Below are 25,092 nucleotides of genomic sequence, written 5' to 3' on the forward strand. Positions count from 1 at the left end.
GTTCCGTAATCGGCCAATCAAGCGGCATGCCGGCTAGGCGACGACCTTCTCCAGCTCGGCCAGCCATTTCGCCCAGCCGTAGCGCGCGCCTTCGACGGCCTGATGCCTCGAGATCCCGGTCTGCTCCAGATGGAGGTTGACCTTGCCGTCGCCGAGGTCATGCAGCGTCCAGACGACCGTATGCTCCTCCGCTCCGCTGGCCCACGTATACGACAGCTTCGTCGGCTCCTCCACGACCAGAACTTCGCCGGATATGATGCCGTCCCACCACTGGCTCGGCGCCGTGCGGAACTGGAAGCGGCGGCCGACGACCGCCTCGAAGTCGTTGTCCATCGGCTCGCCGGTGTGGATGTTGGCCACCCACTTGGCGAGCTTCCTGGAATCGGTCAAGGCGGACCAAAGCTTCTGGATCGTCGTCGAAAACGGGAAATCCATGGACAAAGTCAGGCTCATTGTTCTTCCTCCTCGAGTAAAAGCTGATTCAAACGCGCCATGTTGGCGCTCCAGAACGTGCTGGTATAGGCCGCCCAGTCCTGGACTTCCCGGAGCGGAGCGGCATTCAGCCTGAACCGCGTCTCCCGGCCGACCTTGCGGTCCACGACCAGCCCGGCCTCCTTGAGGATGGCCAGATGCTTGGATACCGCCGTCCGCCCCATGGCGAACGGCGCGGTCAATTCGTGAAGCGGAATCTCCTCTTTTGCGGCCAGCATCTGGATCAGCCGGCGCCGGGTCGGATCTGCAATGGCTTCGAACACATCCCGCTGCGGGCCGTTCGCGCTCATGAAACCCTCTCCCCTGTCTTGTGCTTGGTTCGATGATGTCCTGCTGCCGCGCACGGCGGCGAGCCTCCGGCTTAAAGCTTGCGGCTGCGCGGACGCAGCGCCCAGGAGGCGACGACGAGGACGGCGTAAGCGAGCGAAAGGATCAGCGCACAGCAAGGGAAGGCAAGCTCGCTGCCGTGCCGGTCTGCATGCTCCTCTCATTTCCTCCTCATCGTTTCTGCTTCCTTCCCTTTTCAAACGTGCCTCCTTTTAGGACACCATTTGGTGGCTCATTTAGAATACGACACCTAAAAGTGTCCTGTCAACAGCGAGAAGCCCTTTTGAGGAAAACCTAACCCATCCAACACCACGCAGCCTCGGGCGGCTGCGACGCGCACGCAGCTGCGCCTGTCGTCCTTCCTCCCGGGCTTGATGCCGCCGGGCTCAGAGGACAGCCGATCCCTCCTCCGATTGTTCCCTCGGATTGCCCATGTCGAGGATATAATCGGCAGGCCGCCGGCATAAATCTAGGAGACAGCTTGTCGGAGGGAGGACGGTCCTGTGAAACGACTTCATCTGCTGCTCATTATCGTGCTCGCCTTGACGCTGGCGGCATCGGCCATCTGGGGGATGCTCTGGATCTACGGCTCCAAGGAGAAGGTTCCCGCCGGCACGGAGGCCGCCGGCCTGCCGCTTGGAGGCTTGCCGCGCGACGAGGCGCTGCAGCTGCTGCAGACGTACCGGCAGGCGCTCGACAGCCGCGTCGTGACGCTGGCGGACGGAACCCCGTCCGCCTCTTTCGGCGCGGACAAGCCCGCCTCCGGCACGGAGGCCAGCGGCTCGAGCACCCGCTCGGCGGCGACGGACGCCGCAAGCGCGGACGAGGACGAAGCGGGAGCGCAGAGTCCGGCCGCCGGCGACGCGGGCACGGGCGGAGCCGACACCGCAAGGACGGGCACGGGCGATAGCGGCGCAGAGCGGCGCCGTGGCTGGACGCTCGCCGAGCTCGGCCTGCGCCTCGATCCGAGCGGCGCGGAAGCGGCGCTCCGGAGGCTCGGCACCGGCTCCGTATGGGAGCGGGCCAAATACCGCTGGCGCTGGGAGCGTCAGCTGCCCGCCCGCTTGCGGGACGACCGGCAGGCGTTCGACGCGGCGATTCGTTCGGAATGGGGCTTTTACGACGAGCGCAAGCCCGTGGACGCCGTGCGGACGATCACCCCCTACGACCAGGTCGTCTACACGCCCGGCCGCAGCGTCATGCATCTCGATCTGGACCGCCAGCATGCGGAGCTGCTGCGCTGGGCTTCCGCCGGCCTCGGCCCCGCCGAGCCCGGTCCGCCCCGCTCCGGCGCGCGGCTGCGCGGCCTGGACGGGCCGGCGCTGCTGCAGGAGCTCGGCCTCGAGGCGTCCCGAGAGACGCCGCTGCTGCTCCGCTCCGTCGCGCCGGCCAAGACGGTCGAGTCGCTGAAGGCGGAAGGCGTCGAGCGGCGGATCGCTTCGTTTTCGACCGATTATCGGACCAGCTCGCAGGGGCGGGCGTTCAACGTCTCGGAGACGGCGCGTACGCTCGACGGATGGGAAATGAAGCCCGGCGAGGTGTTCGACTACGGCGAGATCATTCGCATCACGGAGCGCGAGACCGGCTACCGCGAGGCTCCCGTCATCCTCAACGGGCAGTTCACGCGCGGCATCGGCGGCGGCATCTGCCAGGTGTCCAGCACGCTGTACAACGCCGCGCTGCGCGCCGGCCTGGAGATCGTCGAGCGCCGCAACCACTCCGTGCCTGTTTCCTACCTGCCCAAGGGCCAGGACGCGACGTTCGCCGAAGGCGTCATCAACTTCCGCTTCCGCAACACGACCGGCAAGCATCTCGTCATCCGCGCCTCCTCCGGCGGCGGGCAGCTGACGATCAAGCTGTTCGGCACGATGCCGCGCGAGGTGCGGTACGCCGTCGCGTCCAAGACGGTGCGCACGATGCCCGCTCCCGTGCAGCTGCGCCGCAGCGGAGGGCTGGCTCCAGGACAGCAGATCGTCCAGAAAAAAGGACGGACCGGCTACATCGTCGAGACGTACCGGATCAAATACGTGAACGGCCAGGAAGTCTCGCGCGTGCGTCTCTCCCGCGACACGTACAAGCCGCAGCCGGCTGTCATCCTCGAAGGCCCGGCCGCGGCTCCCGCACCGCCGCCCGCTCCCGAGGCGGGGCCGGAAGGCGCCCGCGAAGCCGGCCCCGCCAGCGGCGCGCCGACGCCCGGCGGCAGCTCGGCGCCTCCGCCGACGCCGGCGGAGGGCCGAGGCGCTCTGGCCGCGCCGGACGGCGGGGACAGCGGCAGCAATAGCAGGGACGATGCGGGCAGCGGCGGCCGAGACGGCGGCAGTCCCAGCGGCCTGCTCGAGGATGGCCTGCGCGTGCTGCGGCCCGAAGCGCTCTTGCCCGGGCGGACGGAGGAGCCCGTCGGCTGAGGCCCGCATGCAGGCAGGCTGCTGGCCGGCGTGCCCGGAGCCGCGCACCGATTCAAACAGCGTGCCCAGACGTCAACCAAAAAGCAGGGTCCTTTCTTGGCGGCGACGCCGCCAAGAAAGGACCCTGCTTCATGAAAAGCATGACGGAAGATCCGCCATCGCCTCGATTACATGCCGATGAACATATTCCGGCTGAATGGAGCCCAGTTCTCCCCCGTGTAGCCGCTCATGCCCTGCAAACTCACGAAGCAGGGAAGCACGGTGTACAGGATGCCGGACACCGCATTGATCCGGAAGGTCAAATAAAATCTCGTCATCGTCTGGTCCGCAAGCGTAATCATCGCCAGATCAGGGCGAATCGCGTTCTCCGGCGTCAGCGCATCCTTCATCCCGACCGACGCGATGCCGACCGGCTCCATGTTGCTGCGGATCCAGTAATTCGAGACGTTCATCGCGGAAGCCAGATCAGCCGGCTTGTCGTACGTCAGCAAGAGTTGATTCAACGCCGTCTGTCTTGCTTCTAAAAGGATGGGATGGGGCATCGTTTGGCGCTCCGTCATCATGTTAACCTCCATCTATGAATCGTCTAGTCCATTGTCTCGATTCAGTATATGGGGTCCGCCTGATTCCGTTCTTGCCCATGGCGAAACGATTATTCGATCCGCCTCGCCGCGCCCCGTCGTCGCGGCATCCCTATCCCGCCAGCGCCGTGGACGAGGACTCCCCGGCCGGCAGCGCTGCCGCCGGCGCACTTCCCCCGTCCGGCGCCGGCACCGGCGCGGGACGGCCGAACAGATAGCCCTGGAACAGCTCGTAGCCGCGCTCTCTCAGCCAGTCGTAATCCGCCTGCTCCTCGATGCCCTCCGCCAGCGGCACCGCTCCGATCTCGCGCGCGAGCCGCAGGAAGCGCAGCGCCGCCTCCTGCTTGTCCGCGCGCGCCGCCACGCCATGCGCCCATCCGCGGTCGAGCTTCATGTAGTTCGGTGCCAGCTGCTTCAGCAGCCCCTCGTCGCTGAAGCCCGCGCCCGTGTCGTCAAGAGCGGTCCGGAAGCCGCGCTCGCGGTAATAAGCGAGGATGGACTTCAGATGCTCCGGGTCGTCGACCCGCTCGGTCTCCACGACCTCGAAGACGAGCAGCGACGGATCGGCTCCGAGCCGCTCGGCGAGCTGCATCGTCGAGCGCAGGCAAAATTCCGGCGAATAGATCGAGGTCGGCAGGAAGTTGATGAACGCCCTCGTGCCGAGCACGGCCGCGCGCCGGACGGCCGCCATGCGGCAGGCGCGGTCGAGCGCGTACAGCCTCCCCCGAAGCCGTGCGGCGGCGAACGCCTCCCCGGGCAGCACGAGCGTGCCGTCCGTCCGACGGAACCGCGCGAGCAGCTCGTAGCCGTACCGCTCGCCCTCGGCGGTGACGATCGGCTGCGCGTAAGGCTCGATCGATCCGCTGCGGATGATGCCGTCGATCCACTCCGCATCCGCGATGGTCCCCGCTTCCTCCAGCGAGAGCCACGGCCCGCTGCCGATCCGGACCCGCACCTGCCCCGCCTCCAGGTGATGAGCGGCAAAATCGGCCAGCTCCGCGAGGCCCGCCTCCGTCATCCAGAAGGCATCCGCATCCGTCTTCAGGAGCTGCCCCAGGCGCGCCAATCCGTCCTCCAGCATGGCCTTGAGCTTTCGGCTGCCCGCCTCATCCCCGTCCGGCCCGCAGGCCAGGCGCCCCTCGATCGTCAGCTCGTCCATCGAGCAGTTCCCGCATGTCATGTTCGTTTGGCCCCATTTCTTGTTTCCACTGCCTGTTCGAGGGTGATTTAACCCGTTCTAGGTCCTTTGAAACATGGAAATAGAGAGGATTCAAGGTAAAAAGACCTACTTCTTTTGCCGTTATAGAGAGAGAGAAGCAACTGAAGGAGATTATTGCCATGAACCATGCCCACTCGCTCGCCGGCTCCTACAATATCATTCTGGTCGTCCTATCCTTGGCCATTCCGATCCTGGCTTCCTATGCAACGCTCGATCTCGGCATCCATATCAACAAGTCGAGAGGCCGAGCCCGCAACGTCTGGACGGCTTGCGGCGCGATCTCGATGGGCATGGGCATCTGGTCGATGCACTTCATCGCCATGCTCGCGATGCATCTCTCGATCCCGGTCACCTACAATCCGCTGATCGTGCTCGTCTCCATCATCCCCGCGCTGCTGGCGAGCTTCCTCGCGCTGCGCCTCATCAGCCGGCCGACGATGCGCCTGGCCCGCGCGCTGCTGAGCGCGCTGCTCATGGCCGCCGGCATCGTCTCGATGCACTACGTCGGCATGGCGGCGATGCAGATGAACGCCTTCGTCCGCTACGACCCGCTGCTGTGGAGCTTGTCGGCCGCGATCGCCTTCGTCGCCTCGCTGACCGCCCTCTATCTGATGTACTTCGTCAAAAAGAAAGGCGACCAGCCCCGAATCTGGCGCCGCAAGGCGCTGGCCGCCGTCGTGATGGGCATAGCCGTCTCCGCGATGCACTATACCGGGATGGCGGGCGCCACGTTCCTTCCGAACGGAGGCACGGCCGCCTCCTCGGACCTGACCTCGCTGAACAACAGCCTGCTCGCCTATGCGATCGGCATCGGCATGCTCATCATCCTCGCGATGGTGTTCACGAGCACGTACGTGAACCGCCGGTTCGAGTCGCAGTCGCTGGAGTCCGAGCGCAAGTTCCGTTCCGTCATCGAGTCGGCGAGCGATGCCATCATCCTCGCCGACAGCCGCACGATCATCCAGTCGTGGAACCGCGGTGCGCAGCTCATGTTCGGCTACACCGACAAGGAAGCGATCGGCCAGCCGCTCGACATGACGATCCCGGACCGCTTCAAGCAGGCCCATGCCGACGGGCTGCGTCCTTACCTGATGCTGGAGCCGGACGATGCTCCCGGCGGGGGACGCACGCTGGAGCTGTACGGACTGCGCAAGGACGGCACCGAGTTCCCGATCGAGCTGTCGCTCGCCGTCTGGGAGGAGGAAGGGCAGCCTTTTCTCAGCAGCATCATCCGCGACATCACCGAACGCAAAAAAGCCGAGCACAAGATCAACCAGATGGTCTATCTCGATCCGCTGACCGGCCTGCCCAACCGCCACCTGCTGAACGACCGGCTCAAGGAAGCGCTCGATCAGGCGGATGAGTCCGGCCTGATGATCGGCGTCATGTTCCTCGATCTGGACCGCTTCAAGTACATTAACGATACGCTCGGCCATACGATGGGCGACCTGCTGCTCGTGGAGGTGTCGATCCGGCTGCGCGAATGCGTGGACCGTCAGGATACCGTCTCCCGCCAGGGCGGCGACGAGTTCATCGTCCTGCTGCCGGGCACCTCCTACGAGGACATGACGCGCAAGGCGCAGCGGATCCTGACGACGTTCAGCCAGTCGATCCTCGTGGGGGGCCAGGAGATGTACGTGACGCCGTCGATCGGCATGAGCCTGTACCCGGCGGACGGCAACAACCGCGACACGCTCATCAAGAACGCCGACACCGCCATGTACCGCGTCAAGGAGCAGGGCAAGAACAACTTCCAGTTCTACACGCCGGAGATGAACGAGGTCGTCAGCCGCCGCATGAATCTGGAGATCGGCCTGCGCAAAGGAATCCAAAAGAACGAGTTCACCGTGCACTACCAGCCGCAGGTGGACATCCCGACCGGCACCGTCGTCGGCGTCGAGGCGCTCATCCGCTGGCAGCATCCGAAGCTCGGCCTCATTTCGCCCGCGGAGTTCATCCCGCTGGCCGAGGAGACCGGCCTCATCATCCCGATCGGCGAGTGGGTGCTGCGCGAGGCCTGCCGCCAGAACAAAGCCTGGCAGGATGCCGGGCTGCCGCCGCTGCGCATCGCGGTCAACATCTCCTCCCGCCAGTTCCAGCAAAGCGGCTTCGCGGAGGTCGTCAGCCGCGCGCTCAAGGAGACCGGACTGGAGTCAAAATACCTGGAGCTGGAGCTGACCGAGAGCATCGTGCAGAACTCCGCCCATGCCATCTCCATCATGCATGAGCTCAAGGGGATGGGCATCTTCCTGTCGATCGACGATTTCGGCACCGGCTACTCCTCGCTGAGCTACCTGAAGCTGTTCCCGATCGACAGCCTCAAGATCGACCAGAGCTTCACGCGCAACCTGCTGCAGGACAGCAAGGACGAGGCGCTGGTGCATACGATCATCAACATGGCGCACAACCTCGGCCTCAAGGTCATCGCCGAAGGCGTCGAGACCGGCGAGCAGCTGCAGTATCTGCTGCTGCGCCACTGCCACGAGGCGCAGGGCTACTTCTTCAGCAAGCCCGTGCCGCCCGCCCGCATCTCGGAGCTGCTCGGCGAGCAGATCGCCTGAGGATAAGCATTGCCGCAAGCGAGCCTGCTTTATGTTCCTTGATGGTATGATATCCTTGTGCTATGCTTATAAATAAAAAGAGGCCCCGGTGTTGCTGCACCGTGACCTCCGGGAAATGGTTTCCGCTTCAAGAGCGGCGGCTTCCTGCCCGTTCATGGTTTGACCGCCAAAGAGACCGCCAATCCTTGTGAGCAGCGCCAGCAGCAGGAACATCCCCGACATGAACATCAGAGTAAGAACCTGATACACTTCCACGGGCAACACCTCCCTTCTCGGGAGGGCTGCCAACCGCCCTTAAAGCCTATTTACATTTCCTGGTTCAACTATAACAAATCCAGCTCGTTTATAGAAGCGTCATCCTGTTATATTCATGGCATTCTCCTTCACCCGCACGACCGCTTCCACCAGCCTGCGCTGCCTGTCCCCGTCGAACAGCTTTACGAAGCTTTGCGGCTTGTCGAACGGGGGTTTCGCCAATTCGGACACGCTGTCGATATAGCCGTTCTGCACGACGTAGTCCACAATCTTCTTCACGAAAGCGATCTGTCCCGGACTCAGCGATTGGTCGTTGATGAACTCCGCGAACGCCTTGTTCGCAGCTTCGAATTCCAGCTTGGCGATCTTGCGCACCAGCAAGCCGAACGGCGTGTCCTGGAAGGCACGCTGATAATCTTCGGCCGTTCCCAGCTCTCCGGTCAGAATCTGCCGCAAGCTCTCGTAGTCCTTCAGAGCAATCGGAATGTTGTTCCGAAGCTTATGGATGGCCAACGTGTCGCGATTCTTCTCGATGTACCGATTCACCTTCAGCTTGTAATCCTCGAAGTCGTACGCCGCCTCGTACATCGGCCTGCCTTCATGTACGGCGAGGATTTCATCCTTTAAATTGGTATAGACCGTATTTCGTCCGTTGTCCTCCTCATAGGTGAGCTTGATCAGCTCCCGCAGCTCCACACGCACCTTCTCGAAGTCCAGCAGATGTGGAGCCTCCCAGAACTCGTCCGCCTGCACGGTACGGATCAGGTCCAGCTTAGCCTTGATTTGAGGAAGCGTCGCATGCTTCAGCAGCTTGCCGGCGATGCCCGTCAGTTCCTTCTTCGCCGTCTTGAACAGCGGCGAGCTCTCCAAGCAAGCGATCATCAGCCCGTACATGAGGCTGTCGAACCGCTTGGCGAGCTCATCTCCGTCATCCATGAACACGAGCGGAGCCAGGAACTTGACGAGGTTGTGCTTGTCGGCATCCGAAAGGCAGAGCCAAGCCGCCTCCTGCTGGAACTTCTCCACGTGCTGCAGCTGCATCCGCACCGAGATCAGACCCGGGTTCAGCTGCTGGATCTGTTTTGTCAGCGTTCCTGCCAGCGATGTGCGCATCTCCTGAATGCCATCCTCCGCGAACTCCGCCTGCTGCATGGCATGCACCAGCCTCACCCGCTTGGCGAAGATCGATTCCGACAGGCCGGGAGAATCGCTGCTTTCGAGCCCTTCCTTGTTTTGACGGAAAAACTCGAAGTTGCCCAGATAATCAAAAATGACGAATCCGGTCTTGTGCTCGTCCTGCCCAAACAAGTGAGGCCGCAGCCGCGTCCCCCGGCCGATCATCTGCCAGAACTTCGTCTTGGATCGGACCCGCTTGAAGAAAACGAGGTTGACGATCTCCGGCACGTCGATGCCCGTATCCAGCATGTCCACCGATACGGCGATGTGAGGCTCCTTGCTCGGCACCTTGAAATCCTGGATCAGCGACTGGGCGTAGCTGTCCTCCGAGAGGATCCGCTTTGCGAAGCTGCCGTTGTACTGCGGATACAGCTTGTCGAACCGTTCGACGATATACTGGGCATGCTTCTTGTTCTGAGCGAAGACGATCGTCTTGCCAAGCCGGTCCCCTCCTGCCACCTTGATGCCCTTCGTCATCAGGTCCTGAAGGACAAGATCCACCGTCTGCTGGTTGAAGATATACGCGTTGACCGCAGGAGCGGGCACCGACTCCGGCATCTCCCCGTCTTCGTCCGTGAAGTCCTCTTCGTACCGCCGCCTGTCCTCCGGCGATAGCTCGTCGTAGGCGATGCCCTGCTCCAGCATTTTGGTCGCCGTCTCGATATTATGATAAGGAACGAGCACATGATCCGTCTCTACCGCCGTCTCATAGGCATAGGCATACGTCGGCACGCCGCTTTCCATCTCGAAGAAATCATACGTATTCCGGTCCACTTCCGTCTTCGGCGTAGCCGTGAGGCCTACGACAATGGCATCGAAGTACTCGAAGATCGCGCGGTACTTCCTGAAGATGCTGCGGTGCGCTTCATCTACGAGGATCAGATCGAAATGCGCCGGCGTGAAAAGCCGTCCCCCCTCCTCGTTGCGGACTTGGTCGATCGCGTTCAGCATGGTCGGGTACGTGGAGAATACGATGCGCGCCGACTTGTCTTCCTTGCTGCTCAGCAGATTGCAGAGGGACATGTCCGGGAGGTAGGTCTTGAAGTCGTCCTTGGCCTGGGTCACGAGCGCGGTACGGTCAGCCAGGAACAGCGTGTTCGTCACCGCGCCGCCCCGGGAGAGCACATCCGTCAGGCTGGCGGCGGTTCTCGTCTTGCCGGTCCCGGTCGCCATCACCAGCAGGGAGCGACGATGGCCGGTACCGATCTCCTCGCAGACCGCGCGGATCGCCGCCATCTGGTAGTAGCGGTCCGTGATCTTCTCGTCGATCGCCACGTCGAGCAGCGGCTTCCGTTCGAAGCGGCGGTTGTTCAGCTTTTCCAGGTCGCCCTTGGAAAAGATTCCGCTTACCTTGCGCTGCGGCGAAGACAGATCGTCCCACAGGTTGAACTCGAAGCCGTTCGTCGTGAACATCATCGGGCGCTGCCCGGTCATGCGCTCGAGGCAGTCCGCGTACAGCTTCGCCTGGTGAGTGCCGAGCTTCGGGTCCTTGGAGGTGCGCTTCGCCTCGATGATGGCCAGCGGCAGCCCGTCGCGTCCATACAGCACGTAGTCCGCATACCCCTTCTCTTCGGGATTGGGCATGCCGATGAGCGGCACTTCTTCCTTGACGTCGTCACCGAACGTCCAGCCGAGCAGCTTGAGATCGACGTCGATGTATTTCTTGCGCGTCTGGAACTCGGTGATGTCCTCCGCGACGAACTGCCGCATCTCCTGATGGATGCCCCTGTTCGCCGTCAGCTGCGGACTCATAGCGGCGATCTGGGCTCGCAGCGCCTCGATCTCAGCCTCCTTCTGCTCGAGGAGACTAGCTGTTTTCTTGATCTCCGCCTCATCCAGCGCTACCTGAGCTTCCGGGATGAGGGACTCGTCGAAGCGCCGCTCCTCGTAGTCGGTGCCGTAGCAATAATCCAGCCACTGGATGAATTCGAACAATCCGGATAGCGAAAGAACCGCATCGCTGCGGCTTATCGCTTTGTCGGTATGAACAGCCAGGTTGCCCAGCTTGACGATATAGGGCAGCTTGCCCCAGGTCTGGTTTTCCATGGCGAAGCGGAACGTCGGTTCATGGATCAGGGCCTGCAAGTTGTCCTTGTACGGCATCGTAATCGTCGTGTCTGCCGAGTACACCCACTTCACGGCAAGCTCGAGCGCCTTGCGGCTGCCGATTGCCGCCATTGCAGGAGAAGTTGCCATCACTCGTTCCGATTCACTACATGCGGTAGCGAATAGAATGAAATTCGGTTGCCCTTTTAAAAACCCAAAGTTTTCAGACATAGCATTCACCTCAAATTTCTTGCAAACTTTGCAAATAGAAAAAGAAATTTTGGGTAACAGGATAATTGTTGTCGAATATATATTGTTTATTATCTTGCTTATCCTTAATAAACATAATTTGCTTATCTCGAGAGACATTTTCACTCAAGCTATCTCTATGAAGACAAATAAATAGATCAATTTGCTTTTCTTCTTTTAATTTCTTTTGAGAATATGATTTAATATCTCTCGAATAATTGAACCCAAATTCTGAAAATAAGGTTTTCTTAGCAACTCGAGTTTTAAATGCAAACAATGCTAACTGTATGTGTTTTGTTCCATCTTGCTCTTTAAAGTAATGATTTTTCTTGTTCGTTATCGTAATATCATTCAAGGTCATATTACCTTTCACTTCAATTATCATTAAACAATCAAGAGGATTGACCAGATAAAGTTCACCTTCAAATTTCCTCTTATACATGTTTTTCCTGCAAACTAAGATGTCACATTGTGGACTTTGGTTTCCACTACATACAATGAATCCACTTACAAATTCAAGCATTCCAAATCTCTCTTTTAATTCATTAAGCAAGATATTCTCACCACAGCGTCCCATTTCAGGATTGTGTTTTAATCGTTCAGCAATAAAATATTTGCAAAACATAATCTGTTCCGAATACTCATCATATACTTTGGTTATATCCTCCAACACATCATCACCTATTTGAAATACCTCTCTGTCAAAGCATCAATGAGATTTTGAGTATCCCGAATAATTTTTTTCACCAAAGTTTTTTGCTCTTCAATTTTAGCGACTATTTTTGAGAAGTCATTTTGAATACGAAGTGGGGGGAGGGGAACTTCAAGCATTTTTACCAAAGATAGGTTTAAGTTTTGTTGATTTCCTCCACGACCCATCTCTCTAACTTTTTGATAGCTTATTTTTAGCGTTCTATATAGATATTCTGAATTGTACTGATTATTGGGTATTATAGCAGCACAAGCTTGATTAGTCGCAGCAGCTATATGTAGCAACCCAGCTTGACCACGCGTTTTCCCTTGACCATACATAGCAATTAGAACGCTATTTACCGGAAATACTTTGCAGTTTGTTTCATGAATAGCTATCTCAGATATATTCTCTTCTGAAGCAGTGATATATCCTTTTGATACTTCCCCTGTTTTGACCCACGGAATTTGGCCATTCCTATAATAGGTTATATATCCTCTATCAGGAGTTGCGCCAGTCTCAACTTTTGCAAACTCTCCAATTCTAGTTTTTTTCCATCCTCGCTCATTACTGATAGGATCACCAAACATCTTATAAAAAGTAGCATTAATCAGATTGTCCAACTCTTCTAGTTGCTGTTTGCGCATGGCAAGCAGTTCTGCGGCGGTGTCTAAGGTTTTGGCAATGTGTTTTTGTGTTTCGGACGGCGGAAATGGTACTACTATACTGTCTAACATTTTTCTGGTTATCTGATTAATTGTTGTAGTGGCACTGTTTCCAAGCTGGCGTCTAAAGTTTAAGGAATGAAAATAATGAACTAAATATCTATTGAAATCACTTCTGTATATCATCATAAACGCACCGAAAGTCATTTTTTCCTTAGTTTCACTTATCAGCGTTGCTTTACCGACTAATCTAGAGCTCCCATTTCGAGCACAGATTAAAATATCGTTATTTTTAATTATTAATTTCTCGCTCAGCTCTTTTTTAACTCTTAATATTTCAGTAAAATCCAATTTATTGTCTTTAATATTACCTGAACGCAATACAATGATTCCACTTTCAGACACTTCCTCCGGAGAATAAGTTAACCCTACATACCCATTCCCAATTTCACCGAGCTTTTTCTTCTCCCACTTACTCACAAAGAAGCCCCCTCAACTCTTCCTTCTTGGAAGCAATCTTCAGGTCCAGTTCGTCCAGGCGGGAAAGAATGACGGCGGGCGCGTCGTATTCTACTTTCTCATAGACGACTTCCTTGTACTTGTTGATGGACAGGTCATACCCGTTCTCCACGATGGCAGACTTGTCCACCAGGAAGCTCGCCTCGGTCGGCCGGCGATCCGTTTCGCCCGCAAGGTTATGGAAGCGAGCCAGGATGTCTGGGATGTCGTTCGCTTTAATTGGAGTCCGTTTGTCATCCAGAGAGTAGCCGTCGGCCTTCATGTCGTAGAACCAGACCTTGTCCGTCCCGCCTGCGCCTGTCTTGGTGAACACGAGCACGGCCGTGCTGACGCCCGCATACGGCTTGAACACGCCGCTCGGCATGGAGATGACGGCTTGCAGCTGATGGTTCTCGACCAGCTCTTTGCGCAGCGCCTTGTGCGCCTTGGTGGACCCGAACAGCACTCCGTCCGGCACGATGCATGCGCAGCGTCCGCCCTTGCGCAGGATGCGCAGGAACAGCGCGACGAACAGCAGTTCCGTCTTCTTGGTGTCGGTGACCGCCTTCAGGTTGTCGTGGATGCTCTCGGCATCGACCGTACCGGTGAACGGCGGATTGGCCAGCACCACATCGTAGGCCGACGCCGTATGGTTCTGTTTGGACACGCTGTCCACATATTCGATGTGAGGATGCGTGATGGAGTGCAGCATCAGGTTCATCGCGGACAGCCGCAGCATCGTCCGGTCCGTATCGAATCCCGCGAACATCCCTCCGGCGAAGTGCTCCCACTGCTCCCCGGTCATCTCCGCCTCATGCCGCTCCCGGACATACTCCGCCGATGATACGAGGAATCCGGCCGTCCCGCAAGCCGGGTCGCAGATCGTCTCGCCCGGAGCGGGCGCGGCCAGCCGCACCATCATGTCGCGGATATGCTTGGGCGTCCGGAATTGTCCGTTCTGACCCGCCGTGGACAGCTTGCCGAGCATGTACTCGTACAAGTCGCCCTGCATGTCCAGATCCTGAATATCATGCTCGTACAGTTCGTCGAGCCCGGTAATCATCTTCTGCAATACTTGCGGGGTCGGCACCAGGAACATGGCATCCTGCATGTACCGCGAGAAGGCGGAGGCATCTCTTCCTCCATTCATCGTCTTGATGAACGGGAATACCTTCGTCCCGACGATCTCATAGATGATGCGCGAGTCTTTCGTCTTGAATCGGCTCCAGCGCATGCTTTGTCCTTCTTCATCCTGCGGGAAGATCTTCGCCGCGGACTGGCCGCTGAGGGCCTCCAGGCTTTCATTCTCCAGTTCCTTCTCGTCGAGCGACCGGATGAACATCAGGTAGGTCAGCTGTTCGATGACGGTCAGCGGATTCGTAATGCCGCCTGCCCAGATATCGGACCAGATTTTATCGATCTTGTTGCGTACTTCTCCTGTAAGCATCTAGGGTGGCTCCATTCCATTCTAGTTCTAAGGACTTATTCTACAGGAACCGACATGGTTCCTGTGTGCTCCGACCCCCATTATACAACGAAAACCATCCGCCAGAATGTGGCGAGCGCATGTTCGCTTGTCCATCGCGGCCTCCCGCGCAGCAGCAGCTCCGCTCAACGCCACCGCAGGAAGAACTCCGCCGCCGCGAGAGCCGCCAGATGGGCCGGGTAGAACGCCCGCCACAGCCAGCGCGGGACGCGAAGCCGGTTCAGCTCGGCGCGCAGCTCCGATCCGTAGACGAGCAGCAGCGTCGGCACGATGCTGAACATCTGGATGCCCCAATCCGGACCGTTCAGCGCCAAGTAGAGGACGTTGAGCAGCAGATGCAGCAGCGCCGCGAGTCCTTTGTCCGAATAGCGGTAGATCAGGATGAGCAGCAGGCCGTAGGCGTTGTAGTCGAACGGCAGGTCCGTCATGAACAGCGCGGCGACGAGCGTCACCGGCACGATGGCCAGCCAGGCGACGGCCCGCGGCAGGCGGGAGGCGAGCAGCCCGTCGATCGCGAGCAGCACGAGCGCCGAGGCGAGCAGCGTGAAGATGACGTTGTAGTGGGTCGTATCGAACGCGAGCATGTACGGCACTTGGGCGATCGCCGCGAGCACCGCCAGGCGCAGCAGATACTTCGGCCGGGACGAGGTCATCCGGTACCCGACCGTAATGAAGTAGGCATAGATCGGAAAGGCGATCCGCCCGACGATCCTCCAGCCCGGCGAGTCCGGGAAGAAGATCAGCCCGACATGGTCGATCAGCATCGTCACGATGGCCAGCAGCTGCAAGAACGGCACCTCCTTTTGGGTCTAGTCTACGATAAGACGGTCAAGCGAGTCCATAATCCGCGGCCGATCTCCGGCGCGCTTCAATGACAGCGCAACAACGCGTTCCTAATTCCATGATACAACGAGGAGGAAGACAACGCGAAGGAGATCAGCCCGATGAATAGACAGGCCGACAAAAAGGCACTCGGCGCCACGAGCCGGGGAGCGCGCCGGAGCGCCGAGCCATGATGGAGCAGTATTACCTCGAGAAGATGGCGGAATTCAGGGAACAAGAGAGCCGGAAGGATCTGCAGGCGCGAGGCTGGGCGGAGCCGATGCACTCGTCGGACCATAAGTCTCGGCGGAGGCAATCTCGCCTCGGCGGCGCGTTATTGGCCCTTCTTTGCAAGTACCGGACTGGTCGCGCAAGTGATCTGCATCCTGGTCAGCCGCGATCGGATCAAGCTGCGAGCCTGAAGCACGAAGCAGACGCCAGCCCTTCATAGGTCCGGCGTCTTTTTGCATAGACTTGCTTGGCCTGCCATGCTTCGGTCTATGCCAAGCTTTGTCCACCCCCTATAATGAAGAAAGTTCCATCGAAAGATCCCGTTTAAGGAGTGTGGGTATGAATCGCATCGAATCATTCAAACGCCTGGCTAGCACGACGGCCGCGGCGGCCGTCCTGGCGGCCGGAATGCCAGTTTCTCCGGCTGCTGCTGCCCCGCCGCCTTTCCGCGACATCGCCAGCTCGTACGCCCGGGCCGAGATCGAATCGCTAGCGGCGACCGGCATCGTCTCCGGTTATGGAGACCGCATCTTCGCCCCCAGCAAGCCTGTGACGAGGGCGGAATTCGCTGCGATCCTCGCCCGCTCGGCCGGGCTAGATCCTGCTCCTGAGGCGGTCTCCTTCAAGGACATTCCTGCGGACGCTTGGTACAAGGGAAGCGTCGGCGCCCTCGTGCAGGCAGGGCTGGCCAAAGGCACTTCGCCGGCTGCCTTCTCGCCTGCGGCTGCACTCACCCGGGAAGAGATGGCCGTGCTCTTCGCCCGCGCGCTCGGACTGGAGCAGTCGCCGGCCGCCGCCTCCGATCCCGGGATTTCCGACTGGGCGGACAGCGCGGAATGGAGCCGGGCCCCCTTATCCGCGGCTTTCCGAGCCGGATTCCTGCAAGGAACGTCTTCTAATGCCGGCAAGCCGAGTTTCCGGCCTAAAGCACCCGCCGAAAGACAAGCCGTCGCACGCCTTGCGTATGAGTTCATCCATCACGGCGCCCAGTACCGGGAGAAGCTCGCAGCAGGTCCGTCGGAAGCGCCGGCCGCGCAGCCGACGGCATCGCCATCCACGGCGCCGGCCGCGACGCCTTCGCCAGCTTCAGCTACGCCCGCAGGCTCTTCGCCGACCAGCAGTCCGGACGCATCTCCCGTCCCTACCGCTACTCCGACCGCTACGCCGGATCCGCTCGACCGGCTCAATCAAGGAGGCACGGTCGAGGGCGGGCTGACTCTCTCGCAGAGCGGAACCTTCGGGCCAGCGGCGGGGCTCGCGACCGTGGACGGAACGCTTACGGTCGATCCCGGGCCCGCTGGCGAGGTGAAGCTGCGCAACATCCGCGCGGAGGAGATCATCATCGCCTCCGGAGCCTCCCGCTCCATCGAGCTGGAGGGAATCGAGTCGGCGCGACCGCTGCTCGTGCAGGCAAGCCGCCAGGCCGATCCGGTCCGTCTTGCATTCAGCGGGCGGATCGACATTCCACAAATGGTGCTCTATTCAGGAGCGATTGTCGACAACGCCTCGGAGAGCCTCGGCCCCATCTCCATTCAAGCCGTCGCTCCCTCGCAAAGCGTCTCGTTGCGGGGAACGTTTCCGAAGCCGATCGTGAACCAAGTCCACGGAGCCCGAATCGAAATCGCATCGGGAACGAAAGCGGCAGCCCTGCAGCTCGATCGTCCGGCGACGCTGCAGGTTCAAGCGGACGATCTTCCAGCCGTCAACGTCCAGTCCGCAAGCAGCCTGAACGATCTGTACTCGCTGCTCCAGGACAATGCGTTCCTGCAGAAGCTGTACGGCTACACCGGGGCTTCCTTCCGGAATTTCCAGAGAGAGTACGGCAGGCTCGAGGACAAATCCGTTTATACGGACGATCTGGCGAGCCTTGCTGCCAGCACGAACGGCTACCTGACCCTTTACTACATGTCCGGAGGCTGGCAGTACCCACATTGGGAAGAGCTGCGGGATCTCGTGCTGAACGCCATCGAGCCGGTGCTTGAAGCGAGCCGGATCGCGCAGGCGGACATCGACCGGCTTCGTCCCGGCTATGCCGACGGGGACGACGAGCGTGCCGTCCGCCATGATTTGCGCCTCGCCCAGAGCGGGTCGGGAGGCAGCTCCGTGCAGTGGAGCTCCAGCCGGCCAGACCTCGTGAGCGCGGATGGGAGCGTGAGCCGCACCGGCAAGGACGAGCTCGTCCAGCTCCGAGCCTCCGCGGCATGGAAGGGCATCGTCAAGACGCGCGAATTCACGATCAAACTCAAGGCCAAGGCTCCCGGCAACGGCCTCGCCTCTCTCCTCGTGACAGGCGAATCAATGGCCGATCCAGGCCAGGTGAGGCTGCAATCCCTTGCCGCCGCCTTCGCCTCTCCGCTGGAGCGCGTGCTGCCTGAGGCCCGGCAGCTCGTCTATGACGGGCTGGTCTACGATATCCGGCTGCTGGACGAGGCCGGCACCGAGCTCAGCGGCTGGTCGCTCCTGCCTGCCGCAGACGGCAGCTCCTCGCTCATCTTCGCTGCGGACAGAAGCGGCCTGGCTCGTACGCGCTCCGGCCCGCTCACGCTGGAGATTGCCAGACCCGGCGCGCTGCTGTCGCGGATTTCATTTGCAGCCGGCTCCGCCGTTGGGCCGCTGCGGCCGGAAGACCCCGACTCCGTCCATGCCGGGACGGACGGGCGCGACTTCCGACTGAGCTGGTCAGAGCCTAGCTCCGGCGGCATGTCGGGCCAGCTGTATCTGCTTCCCGCTGGCGAGCCGTTCGCCGATGCCGTCCAACCGATCGCCCTCATCAGTCCTTATCTCCCTGATGTCTGGAACGGCTCGCAGCCGGATGCGGACAGCAGCCAGCGCAAGCTCCGAGAGGGCAGCTACCGCTTCTACGCCCGCACGGATGCCGGACCCGGCATCTCGTATATCGAGTCAGCGATATTTGCTCCTCATGGGGAAGAGCCTAGCGCCATGCCGCAAGCGGGATCGATCCGGACGTTCCATCAGCCGGATTCCATCCTGCTGGAGGCGGTCGGCGTGCCGACAGGCGCGACCGTGCGCATCTATGACTCTCCGCTGGACGGGGGGCGGCTGCTCGGCGAAGCAGTCGCTGCCGAGGACACGATCGCGATTGGCGACGTGGAGACGGTTTCGAGTTTCCTCTACGTCACGTTCACGGAGCCGGGCAAGTCGGAAAGCTCCCGCGCCGCCGTCGCGTTGCTGCCGCTCCCGACGCCGCCGGATGCCGCTAAGCTGCGGGTGCTGAACCGTGCGGGTGGCCCCGACGCCATCCGGATCGATGAAGCGCCGCCCGGCTTGACAGTCGAAGTCTACGGTTCTCCGGGAGATGCCGTCCCGCTGGCCGAGGTGGCCTCTGCCGGCGAAGAACCCGCTCCGTTGTCGCTGCAGCTAAGCGCCGATCTAGATGCAGGGGCCAGAGCGTACGTCCGCTATCGGATCGAGAAGCCGCAGGCCGTCGCCTGGAGCGGCTTCGCCGAGCTCGTCGCCGGCCCGGGCATGACAGGCCTGACCGCATACGGGGCAGAGCCCGGCGAGACGTCGCGGCTGTTCACCGGCACTGGCCTGTATCCGCTCCATGCTCGTCTCAGCTACGACGACGGCAGCGCCGTCGATCTGTCCGGCGGAGCCGCCTGGTCCTCGTCCGACGAGCAGGTGATCGGCGTCACCGCCGAAGGCGTGCTCGTGCCGAGGGCAAGCGGCGCCGCCATCATCACGGCTTCCTACGAAGGGTATGTCGCCGAATTCCGCGCGCAGGTCGACCTCGAACGGAATCCGGCCTTGCCGCAGTCGCTCTATGCGAGCACGAGCGGACGGCTGGACAGCGACGGACGGCTGCAGGGGGTCCAGAGCGAGCAGGCGTACGAGGACCACTCCGCCTCTTCCCCGTTCCGGATGCGGGAGGCTTCCTACCTCTGCGTGGATTACCGGGATGCGGTCCTGCATGCCGACCTGTTCGGCACGACCGCGATCCGGCTGAACGGCAGCGTGCTCGAAGGGGCGTATGCCGTGTCGAGGGACTTCCGTTATCTGATCGTCTATCTGCCCGATTCGGCCGTGGCCGGCGTGCTCGAGATCAGCGGCATGCGCAGCAGCTCCGGAACGCCTCTCTCTCCTGTCGCCGTCTACCTGGCTGCCCCTTGATCGACGCCCCAGCCATTTCAAAAGGCCCGTCCGGTTCGCTCCGGACGGGCCTTTGTCATGGGCATCTTTTCCGACGTGCTTGGCCCGCTCCAGGAGGGGACGGCGCCGCTGGCGCTAGTCCTGCAGCGCCTCGTAGCGATCGATCCAGCCGGCCGTCTCCGCCAGCGCCGTCTCGGCGCGGCCGATGGCCGCCTCCACTTGCGGACGGGCGGTGCCGCCGTAGACGTCGCGCGCATTGACGACCGTCTCCGGCTGCAGCACGTCGTAGATGGACTCGTCGAACAGCTCCGAGAACTGCTGGAACTCCTCGATCGTCAGGTCGAGCAGGAACTTGCCGTTCTCGATGCAGTACAGCACCGTCTTGCCGATCACCTCATGCGCCTGGCGGAACGGCAGGCCTTTGCCGACGAGGAAGTCGGCGATGTCGGTGGCGTTGGAGAAATCCTTGTTGACCGCCTCGCGCATCTGGCCCTTGTTCACCTTCATCGTGGCGATCATCGGCGCGAACAGGCGCAGCGCGCCCGACAGCGTCCTGACGGTGTCGAACATGCCTTCCTTGTCCTCCTGCATGTCCTTGTTGTACGCCAGCGGCAGCGACTTGAGCACGGTCAGCAGGCCGACGAGATTGCCGTAGACGCGGCCGGTCTTGCCGCGCACGAGCTCCGGCACGTCCGGGTTCTTCTTCTGCGGCATGATGCTGCTGCCCGTGCAGAACGCATCGTCGAGCTCCACGAAGCGGAACTCCGTGCTCGACCAGAGGATCAGCTCCTCGGACAGGCGCGACAGATGCATCATGACGATGGAGGCATGCGACAGGAACTCCAGGATGAAGTCGCGGTCGCTCACGGCGTCGAGGCTGTTCTCGTACACGCGGCCGAATCCGAGCCGCTCCGCCACGAAATGGCGGTCGATCGGGAACGTCGTCCCGGCCAGCGCGCCCGCCCCGAGCGGCAGCGTGTCGATGCGCTTGTAGCTGTCCTGCAGCCGCTCGATGTCGCGGCCGAGCATGCTCACGTACGCCATCAGATGATGGGCGAACAGGATCGGCTGCGCGCGCTGCAGATGGGTGTAGCCCGGCACGATCGTGTCCAGGTTCTCCCGCGCCTGGCCGACGAGCGCCTCCTGCAGGTCGCGCAGCAGGCCGACGAGCTCGACGACGCGCTTGCGCAGGTACAGGTGCATGTCGGTCGCGACCTGGTCGTTGCGGCTGCGTCCCGTATGGAGCTTGCCGCCGACCGGGCCGATGTCCTCGATCAGCGCCTTTTCGATATTCATGTGGATGTCCTCGTCGGACACGCTGTACGCCAGCTCGCCCGCGCGGATGCGATCGAGCACGCGCTTCAGCCCGCCCTCGATCGTCGCCACGTCCTCCGCCGGCAGGATGCCCTGCTGGCCGAGCATCGCCACATGCGCCAGGCTGCCGCGCACGTCCTCCTCCGCCAGCTCCTTGTCGAACGTGATCGATGCCGTGTATTCCTCGACCAGCTTGTCGGTCTGCTTCGTGAATCTTCCGCCCCACAGCTTGCTCATCGTGTTTCCGCCTCCCCTTTCCCCTTCTGCATGGCAACGGGCCTGCGGACGCCGAAGCGGACCGCAAGCCCATCTTTTCGTACATGCGTCCCTATCCTTTGCGGCTCTGCTCGACGCCGGAGGATACCTTCAGGCGCAGAGCGTTCAGCCGGATGAAGCCGGTCGCGTCGCCCTGGTCGTACGCCTGCGAAGGATCGGCCTCCATCGTGGCGATGTCGGGATTGTACAGGCTGACCGGGCTTTTCACGCCGGCGCCGATGACGTTGCCCTTGTACAGCTTGAGCCGCACGACGCCGCTGACGTTCTTCTGGCTTTCGCTCACGAGAGCTTGCAGCGCAAGGCGCTCCGGCGCGAACCAGAAGCCGTTGTACACGAGCGTCGCATACTTGGCGATGAGCGAGTCGCGCAGATGCATGACGTCCCGATCCATCGTCAGCGACTCCATCTTGCGATGCGCGGCGAACAGGATCGTGCCGCCCGGCGTCTCGTACACGCCGCGGCTCTTCATGCCGACGAAGCGGTTCTCGACCATGTCGACGCGGCCGATGCCATGCTTGCCGCCGAGCTCGTTGAGCTTCTCCATGACCGCGAGCGGGCTCAGCGTCTCGCCGTTCACGGCGACGCAGTCGCCCTGCTCGAACGTCAGCTCGACGTACTCGGCCCGATCCGGCGCGCGCTCCGGCGAGACGCTCAGCATGTACATGCCCTCGTTCTCCTCGGCGCTCGGATCGAACCACGGGTCCTCCAGCATGCCGCTCTCGAAGCTGATGTGCAGCAGGTTGCGGTCCATCGAGTACGGCTTGGACGCGGACGCCTGCACCGGGATGCCGTGCTTCTCCGCGTAGGCGATCATCTCGGCGCGGCCCGGGAACTCGGCGCGGAAGGCCTCGCTGCGCCACGGCGCGATGACCTCGATGTCCGGCGCCAGCGCGGCGGCCGTCAGCTCGAAGCGCACCTGGTCGTTGCCCTTGCCGGTCGCTCCGTGCGCGATCGCGGTCGCGCCCTCGGCGCGGGCGATGTCCACCATGCGCTTCGCGATGAGCGGACGCGCGATCGACGTGCCGAGCAGGTACTGGCCCTCGTACAGGGCGCCCGACTGGAACATCGGGTAGATGAAGTCCTTGGCGAACTCCTCGCGCAGGTCGTCGATGTACACCTTGGAGGCGCCGGTCGCCAGCGCTTTCTCCTCGAGGCCGTCGAGCTCCTCCTTCTGGCCGATGTCGGCGGTGAAGGCGATGATCTCGGCGTCGTACGTCTCCTTGAGCCATTTCAGAATGACGGATGTATCCAGGCCGCCCGAGTAGGCGAGCACGATTTTTGGCTTGGCCATGGGTGTGGAATCTTCCTTCCTCATGTGAAAAGTAAGCCGGGCGAACGGTTCGCCCGGCGAAAGCTGAACGCCGCTGACATTCAGCGGCGTGAAAGGCCGTGCGGGACGGGCCGCGCCGAGGCGCTTGTGCCGGAAGCCGCCGTCCTCATGCCCGTCCTGATGCCGCGCTACAGGAGCGCGGCCAGGATCGCTTTCTGCGCGTGCAGGCGGTTCTCCGCCTCGTCGAACACGATCGAGTGCTTGCCGTCGATGACGCCCTCGCTCACTTCCTCGCCGCGATGGGCCGGCAGGCAGTGCATGAACAGGTAGTCCGGCTTCGCGGACTTCACGAGCTCCTCGTTGACCTGGTAGGCCGCGAACGCCCTTTCCCGCTCCGCCTGCTCGGCCTCGAAGCCCATGCTCGCCCACACGTCGGTGTAGACGATGTCCGCCTGCTCGATCGCCTCGCGCGGATCGCGGCAGACGTGGATGATCGAGCCCGTATCGGCGGCGACCTTGCGCGTCTGGGCGACGATGCCGGCATCCGGCTCGTAGCCGTCCGGCGTCGCCACGCTCATGTGCATGCCGAGCTTGGCCGCGCCCATGAGCAGCGAGTGCGCCATGTTGTTGCCGTCGCCGATGTAGGCGACCTTGAGCCCCTCGAGCCGTCCCTTGTGCTCCAGCGCCGTCTGGTAGTCGGCCATCACCTGGCACGGATGCTCGGAGTCGGTCAGGCCGTTGATGACCGGGACTGTAGCGCTCCGCGCCAGCTCGATGACGGTGCGGTGGGCGAACGTGCGGATCATGATGCCGTCGAGGTAGCGGGACAGCACCTGCGCCGTATCGGACACCGGCTCGCCGCGCCCGATCTGCAGGTCGTTGCCGCTCAGGAACAGCGCATGGCCGCCGAGCTGGTACATGCCCACCTCGAAGCTGACGCGCGTGCGGGTAGACGCCTTCTCGAAAATCATGCCGAGCGTCTTGCCCTTCAGCGGGTGGTATGTCTCGCCGCTTTTCTGGCGGCGCTTGAGCTCGATCGCCAGGTCGATCAGGTAGCGGAGCTCCTGCGGCGTATAGTCGGCGAGCGCGAGGAAGTCGCGCCCCTTGAGGCTGGCGGCCAGCTCCTCGCCGGCCGTTCCTGTCAGGAGGGAGGATTGCGGTACGCTCATCGGTGGTTCACCTGCTTTTCTATGAAGATATCGGGCTCCTACTGGGGAGCCGTAACGGTCTTTTCCTTGAGGACGGCGGCGATGATGCCGACCGCCTGGTCGATCTCGGCGTGGCTGACGAGCAGATTCGGCAGCAGGCGCACGACGTTCGGCCCCGCCGGCACGACGAGCAGGCCGCGCTCGCGCATCGTGGCGATGACGTCGGCTACCGGTCCGGCGCATTCGATGCCGATCAGCAGGCCGAGGCCGCGAATCTGCTTGACCCACGGGTTGCCGGCGAGCTTCTCGCGCAGCTGGCCCGTCAGGTAGCTGGCCGCGCCGGCGGCGCGGTCGTAGACGCGGTTGCCGGCGATCTCCTGCACGGTCGCCTTGACGACCGCCGAGGCGATCGGCGTGCCGCCGAACGTCGTCGCGTGCGAGCCCGGCGAGAACGCCTCGCGCAGGAACTCCTTGGCGAGCACGGCGCCGACGGGGAAGCCGCTGCCGAGTCCTTTGGCCGCGGTGAAGATGTCGGGCTGGATGCCGTAATGCTCCTGGGCGAACAGCTTGCCGGTGCGTCCCATGCCGGTCTGCACCTCGTCGAGGATGAGCAGGATGCCGGCGTCGCGGCACAGCTTGGCGAGGTCATGCACGAACTCCGGCTTGGCCGGCAGCACGCCGCCCTCCGCCTGCACGAGCTCCAGCATGACGGCCGCCGTGCGGTCGGTGATCGCTGCCCGGACGGCGTCCAGGTCGTGCATCGGCACGGTGACGAAGCCTTCCGGCAGCGGCAGGAAGCCTTCCTTGACCTTGTCCTGCCCGGTCGCCGTCAGCGTCGCCAGCGTGCGGCCGTGGAACGACTGCGTGAACGTGATGATCTCGTAGCGATGCTCTCCCTTGACCTTCTGGAAGTAGCGGCGGGCGAGCTTGATCGCGCCCTCGTTGGCTTCCGCGCCGGAGTTGCAGAAGAAGACGGCGTCCGCGCCGGTATGCTGCACGAGCAGCTCGGCCGCTTCCTCCTGGACCGGGATGCGGAACAGGTTGGACACATGCCACACCTGATCCAGCTGCGCGATCAGCGCATCCTTGATCGCCTGCGGCGCGTGGCCGAGGTTCGTGACCGCCAGTCCGCTCATGAAGTCCAGGTACTTGTTGCCCTGATCGTCCCACAGCCAGCTGCCCTCGCCCTTGACGAGCGCCAGCGGGTATCTCGCATACGTCGGGAATAACGCTTCTCCGCTCATGTCCTTCTCCTGCCTCTCCGATCATG

Annotated in this window: 17 protein-coding genes; 3 read left to right on the forward strand and 14 right to left on the reverse strand. The window is 61.7% G+C overall.

Annotated features, from left to right (window positions below):
- Positions 1-33: 33 nt before the first annotated feature.
- A complete protein-coding gene (locus tag HGI30_RS20920) occupies positions 34-453 on the reverse strand; it encodes an SRPBCC family protein (RefSeq protein ID WP_168909271.1) in 420 nt (139 codons plus the stop codon).
- Entirely contained in the window at positions 450-782 is a 333-nt protein-coding gene (locus HGI30_RS20925; protein WP_168909272.1) for an ArsR/SmtB family transcription factor, read from the reverse strand. The genes HGI30_RS20920 and HGI30_RS20925 overlap by 4 nt, the downstream gene beginning before the upstream one ends.
- 540 nt (positions 783-1,322) lie before the next feature.
- Here HGI30_RS20925 and HGI30_RS20930 point away from each other — a divergent pair.
- Entirely contained in the window at positions 1,323-3,224 is a 1,902-nt protein-coding gene (locus HGI30_RS20930; RefSeq protein WP_168909273.1) for a VanW family protein, read from the forward strand.
- A 167-nt stretch (positions 3,225-3,391) separates the two neighbouring features.
- Here the strand turns inward: HGI30_RS20930 and HGI30_RS20935 are convergent, their stop codons facing one another.
- Both HGI30_RS20935 and HGI30_RS20940 read right to left on the reverse strand, forming a co-directional pair.
- A complete protein-coding gene (locus HGI30_RS20935; RefSeq protein WP_235680230.1) occupies positions 3,392-3,727 on the reverse strand; it encodes a hypothetical protein in 336 nt (111 codons plus the stop codon).
- Positions 3,728-3,917: 190 nt separating this feature from the next.
- Complete coding sequence (locus HGI30_RS20940; RefSeq protein WP_168909275.1) at positions 3,918-4,985, reverse strand: EAL domain-containing protein; 1,068 nt, start codon at positions 4,983-4,985, stop codon at positions 3,918-3,920.
- Positions 4,986-5,143: 158 nt separating this feature from the next.
- Between HGI30_RS20940 and HGI30_RS20945 the strand changes: the two genes are divergently transcribed.
- The gene (locus tag HGI30_RS20945; RefSeq protein WP_168909276.1) at positions 5,144-7,585 is read left to right on the forward strand and encodes a bifunctional diguanylate cyclase/phosphodiesterase; all 2,442 of its coding nucleotides are present in this window, start codon (positions 5,144-5,146) and stop codon (positions 7,583-7,585) included.
- Between the two features lie 66 nt (positions 7,586-7,651).
- Here the strand turns inward: HGI30_RS20945 and HGI30_RS20950 are convergent, their stop codons facing one another.
- The 6 genes from HGI30_RS20950 to HGI30_RS20975 form a co-directional block, all read right to left on the reverse strand.
- Entirely contained in the window at positions 7,652-7,840 is a 189-nt protein-coding gene (locus tag HGI30_RS20950) for a hypothetical protein (RefSeq protein WP_168909277.1), read from the reverse strand.
- Positions 7,841-7,939: 99 nt separating this feature from the next.
- Positions 7,940-11,293, reverse strand: a complete 3,354-nt coding sequence (locus HGI30_RS20955) for a DEAD/DEAH box helicase family protein (RefSeq protein ID WP_168909278.1) — start codon at positions 11,291-11,293, stop codon at positions 7,940-7,942.
- Positions 11,294-11,303: 10 nt separating this feature from the next.
- Entirely contained in the window at positions 11,304-11,981 is a 678-nt protein-coding gene (locus HGI30_RS20960) for a DUF6602 domain-containing protein (protein ID WP_168909279.1), read from the reverse strand.
- An 11-nt stretch (positions 11,982-11,992) separates the two neighbouring features.
- A complete protein-coding gene (locus HGI30_RS20965; RefSeq protein WP_168909280.1) occupies positions 11,993-13,147 on the reverse strand; it encodes a restriction endonuclease subunit S in 1,155 nt (384 codons plus the stop codon).
- Positions 13,140-14,612, reverse strand: coding sequence for a type I restriction-modification system subunit M (locus HGI30_RS20970; protein WP_168909281.1), 1,473 nt, complete (start codon positions 14,610-14,612; stop codon positions 13,140-13,142). Before HGI30_RS20970 ends, HGI30_RS20965 begins: the two co-directional genes overlap by 8 nt.
- A 164-nt stretch (positions 14,613-14,776) precedes the next feature.
- Entirely contained in the window at positions 14,777-15,439 is a 663-nt protein-coding gene (locus HGI30_RS20975; RefSeq protein WP_168909282.1) for a TraX family protein, read from the reverse strand.
- A 604-nt stretch (positions 15,440-16,043) separates the two neighbouring features.
- On the opposite strand from HGI30_RS20975, the gene HGI30_RS20980 reads away from it, so the two are divergent.
- Positions 16,044-19,835 (forward strand): S-layer homology domain-containing protein, encoded by a 3,792-nt coding sequence (locus HGI30_RS20980; protein ID WP_168909283.1) that lies wholly within the window; start codon positions 16,044-16,046, stop codon positions 19,833-19,835.
- A gap of 114 nt (positions 19,836-19,949) precedes the next feature.
- Here the strand turns inward: HGI30_RS20980 and argH are convergent, their stop codons facing one another.
- The 4 genes from argH to HGI30_RS21000 all read right to left on the reverse strand — a co-directional run bounded on the left by argH (position 19,950) and on the right by HGI30_RS21000 (position 25,066).
- Positions 19,950-21,365: an argininosuccinate lyase gene (gene argH, locus HGI30_RS20985; RefSeq protein ID WP_168909284.1), complete on the reverse strand. Its 1,416-nt coding sequence runs from the start codon at positions 21,363-21,365 to the stop codon at positions 19,950-19,952.
- Positions 21,366-21,456: 91 nt separating this feature from the next.
- Positions 21,457-22,695 carry an argininosuccinate synthase gene (locus HGI30_RS20990; protein WP_168909285.1) on the reverse strand — a complete coding sequence of 413 codons (1,239 nt, stop codon included), beginning with the start codon at positions 22,693-22,695 and terminating at the stop codon, positions 21,457-21,459.
- A 167-nt stretch (positions 22,696-22,862) separates the two neighbouring features.
- On the reverse strand, positions 22,863-23,843 hold the full coding sequence (gene argF, locus HGI30_RS20995) for an ornithine carbamoyltransferase (RefSeq protein WP_168909286.1): 981 nt from the start codon (positions 23,841-23,843) through the stop codon (positions 22,863-22,865).
- A 38-nt stretch (positions 23,844-23,881) separates the two neighbouring features.
- A complete protein-coding gene (locus tag HGI30_RS21000; protein WP_168909287.1) occupies positions 23,882-25,066 on the reverse strand; it encodes an acetylornithine transaminase in 1,185 nt (394 codons plus the stop codon).
- Between the last annotated feature and the right edge of the window lie 26 nt (positions 25,067-25,092).

Origin of the sequence: Paenibacillus albicereus (genome assembly GCF_012676905.1) — a bacterium.
GTDB lineage: Bacteria > Bacillota > Bacilli > Paenibacillales > Paenibacillaceae > Paenibacillus_O > Paenibacillus_O albicereus.

Bases quoted from the DNA above. Each gene is read 5' to 3' on its own strand.
- HGI30_RS20920 (WP_168909271.1), bottom strand. From the start codon at position 453: ATGAGCCTGACTTTGTCCATGGATTTCCCGTTTTCGACGACGATCCAG.
- HGI30_RS20925 (WP_168909272.1), bottom strand. From the start codon at position 782: ATGAGCGCGAACGGCCCGCAGCGGGATGTGTTCGAAGCCATTGCAGAT.
- HGI30_RS20940 (WP_168909275.1), bottom strand. From the start codon at position 4,985: ATGACATGCGGGAACTGCTCGATGGACGAGCTGACGATCGAGGGGCGC.
- HGI30_RS20945 (WP_168909276.1), top strand. From the start codon at position 5,144: ATGAACCATGCCCACTCGCTCGCCGGCTCCTACAATATCATTCTGGTC.
- HGI30_RS20955 (WP_168909278.1), bottom strand. From the start codon at position 11,293: ATGTCTGAAAACTTTGGGTTTTTAAAAGGGCAACCGAATTTCATTCTA.
- HGI30_RS20970 (WP_168909281.1), bottom strand. From the start codon at position 14,612: ATGCTTACAGGAGAAGTACGCAACAAGATCGATAAAATCTGGTCCGAT.
- HGI30_RS20980 (WP_168909283.1), top strand. From the start codon at position 16,044: ATGAATCGCATCGAATCATTCAAACGCCTGGCTAGCACGACGGCCGCG.
- argH (WP_168909284.1), bottom strand. From the start codon at position 21,365: ATGAGCAAGCTGTGGGGCGGAAGATTCACGAAGCAGACCGACAAGCTG.
- HGI30_RS20990 (WP_168909285.1), bottom strand. From the start codon at position 22,695: ATGGCCAAGCCAAAAATCGTGCTCGCCTACTCGGGCGGCCTGGATACA.
- argF (WP_168909286.1), bottom strand. From the start codon at position 23,843: ATGAGCGTACCGCAATCCTCCCTCCTGACAGGAACGGCCGGCGAGGAG.
- HGI30_RS21000 (WP_168909287.1), bottom strand. From the start codon at position 25,066: ATGAGCGGAGAAGCGTTATTCCCGACGTATGCGAGATACCCGCTGGCG.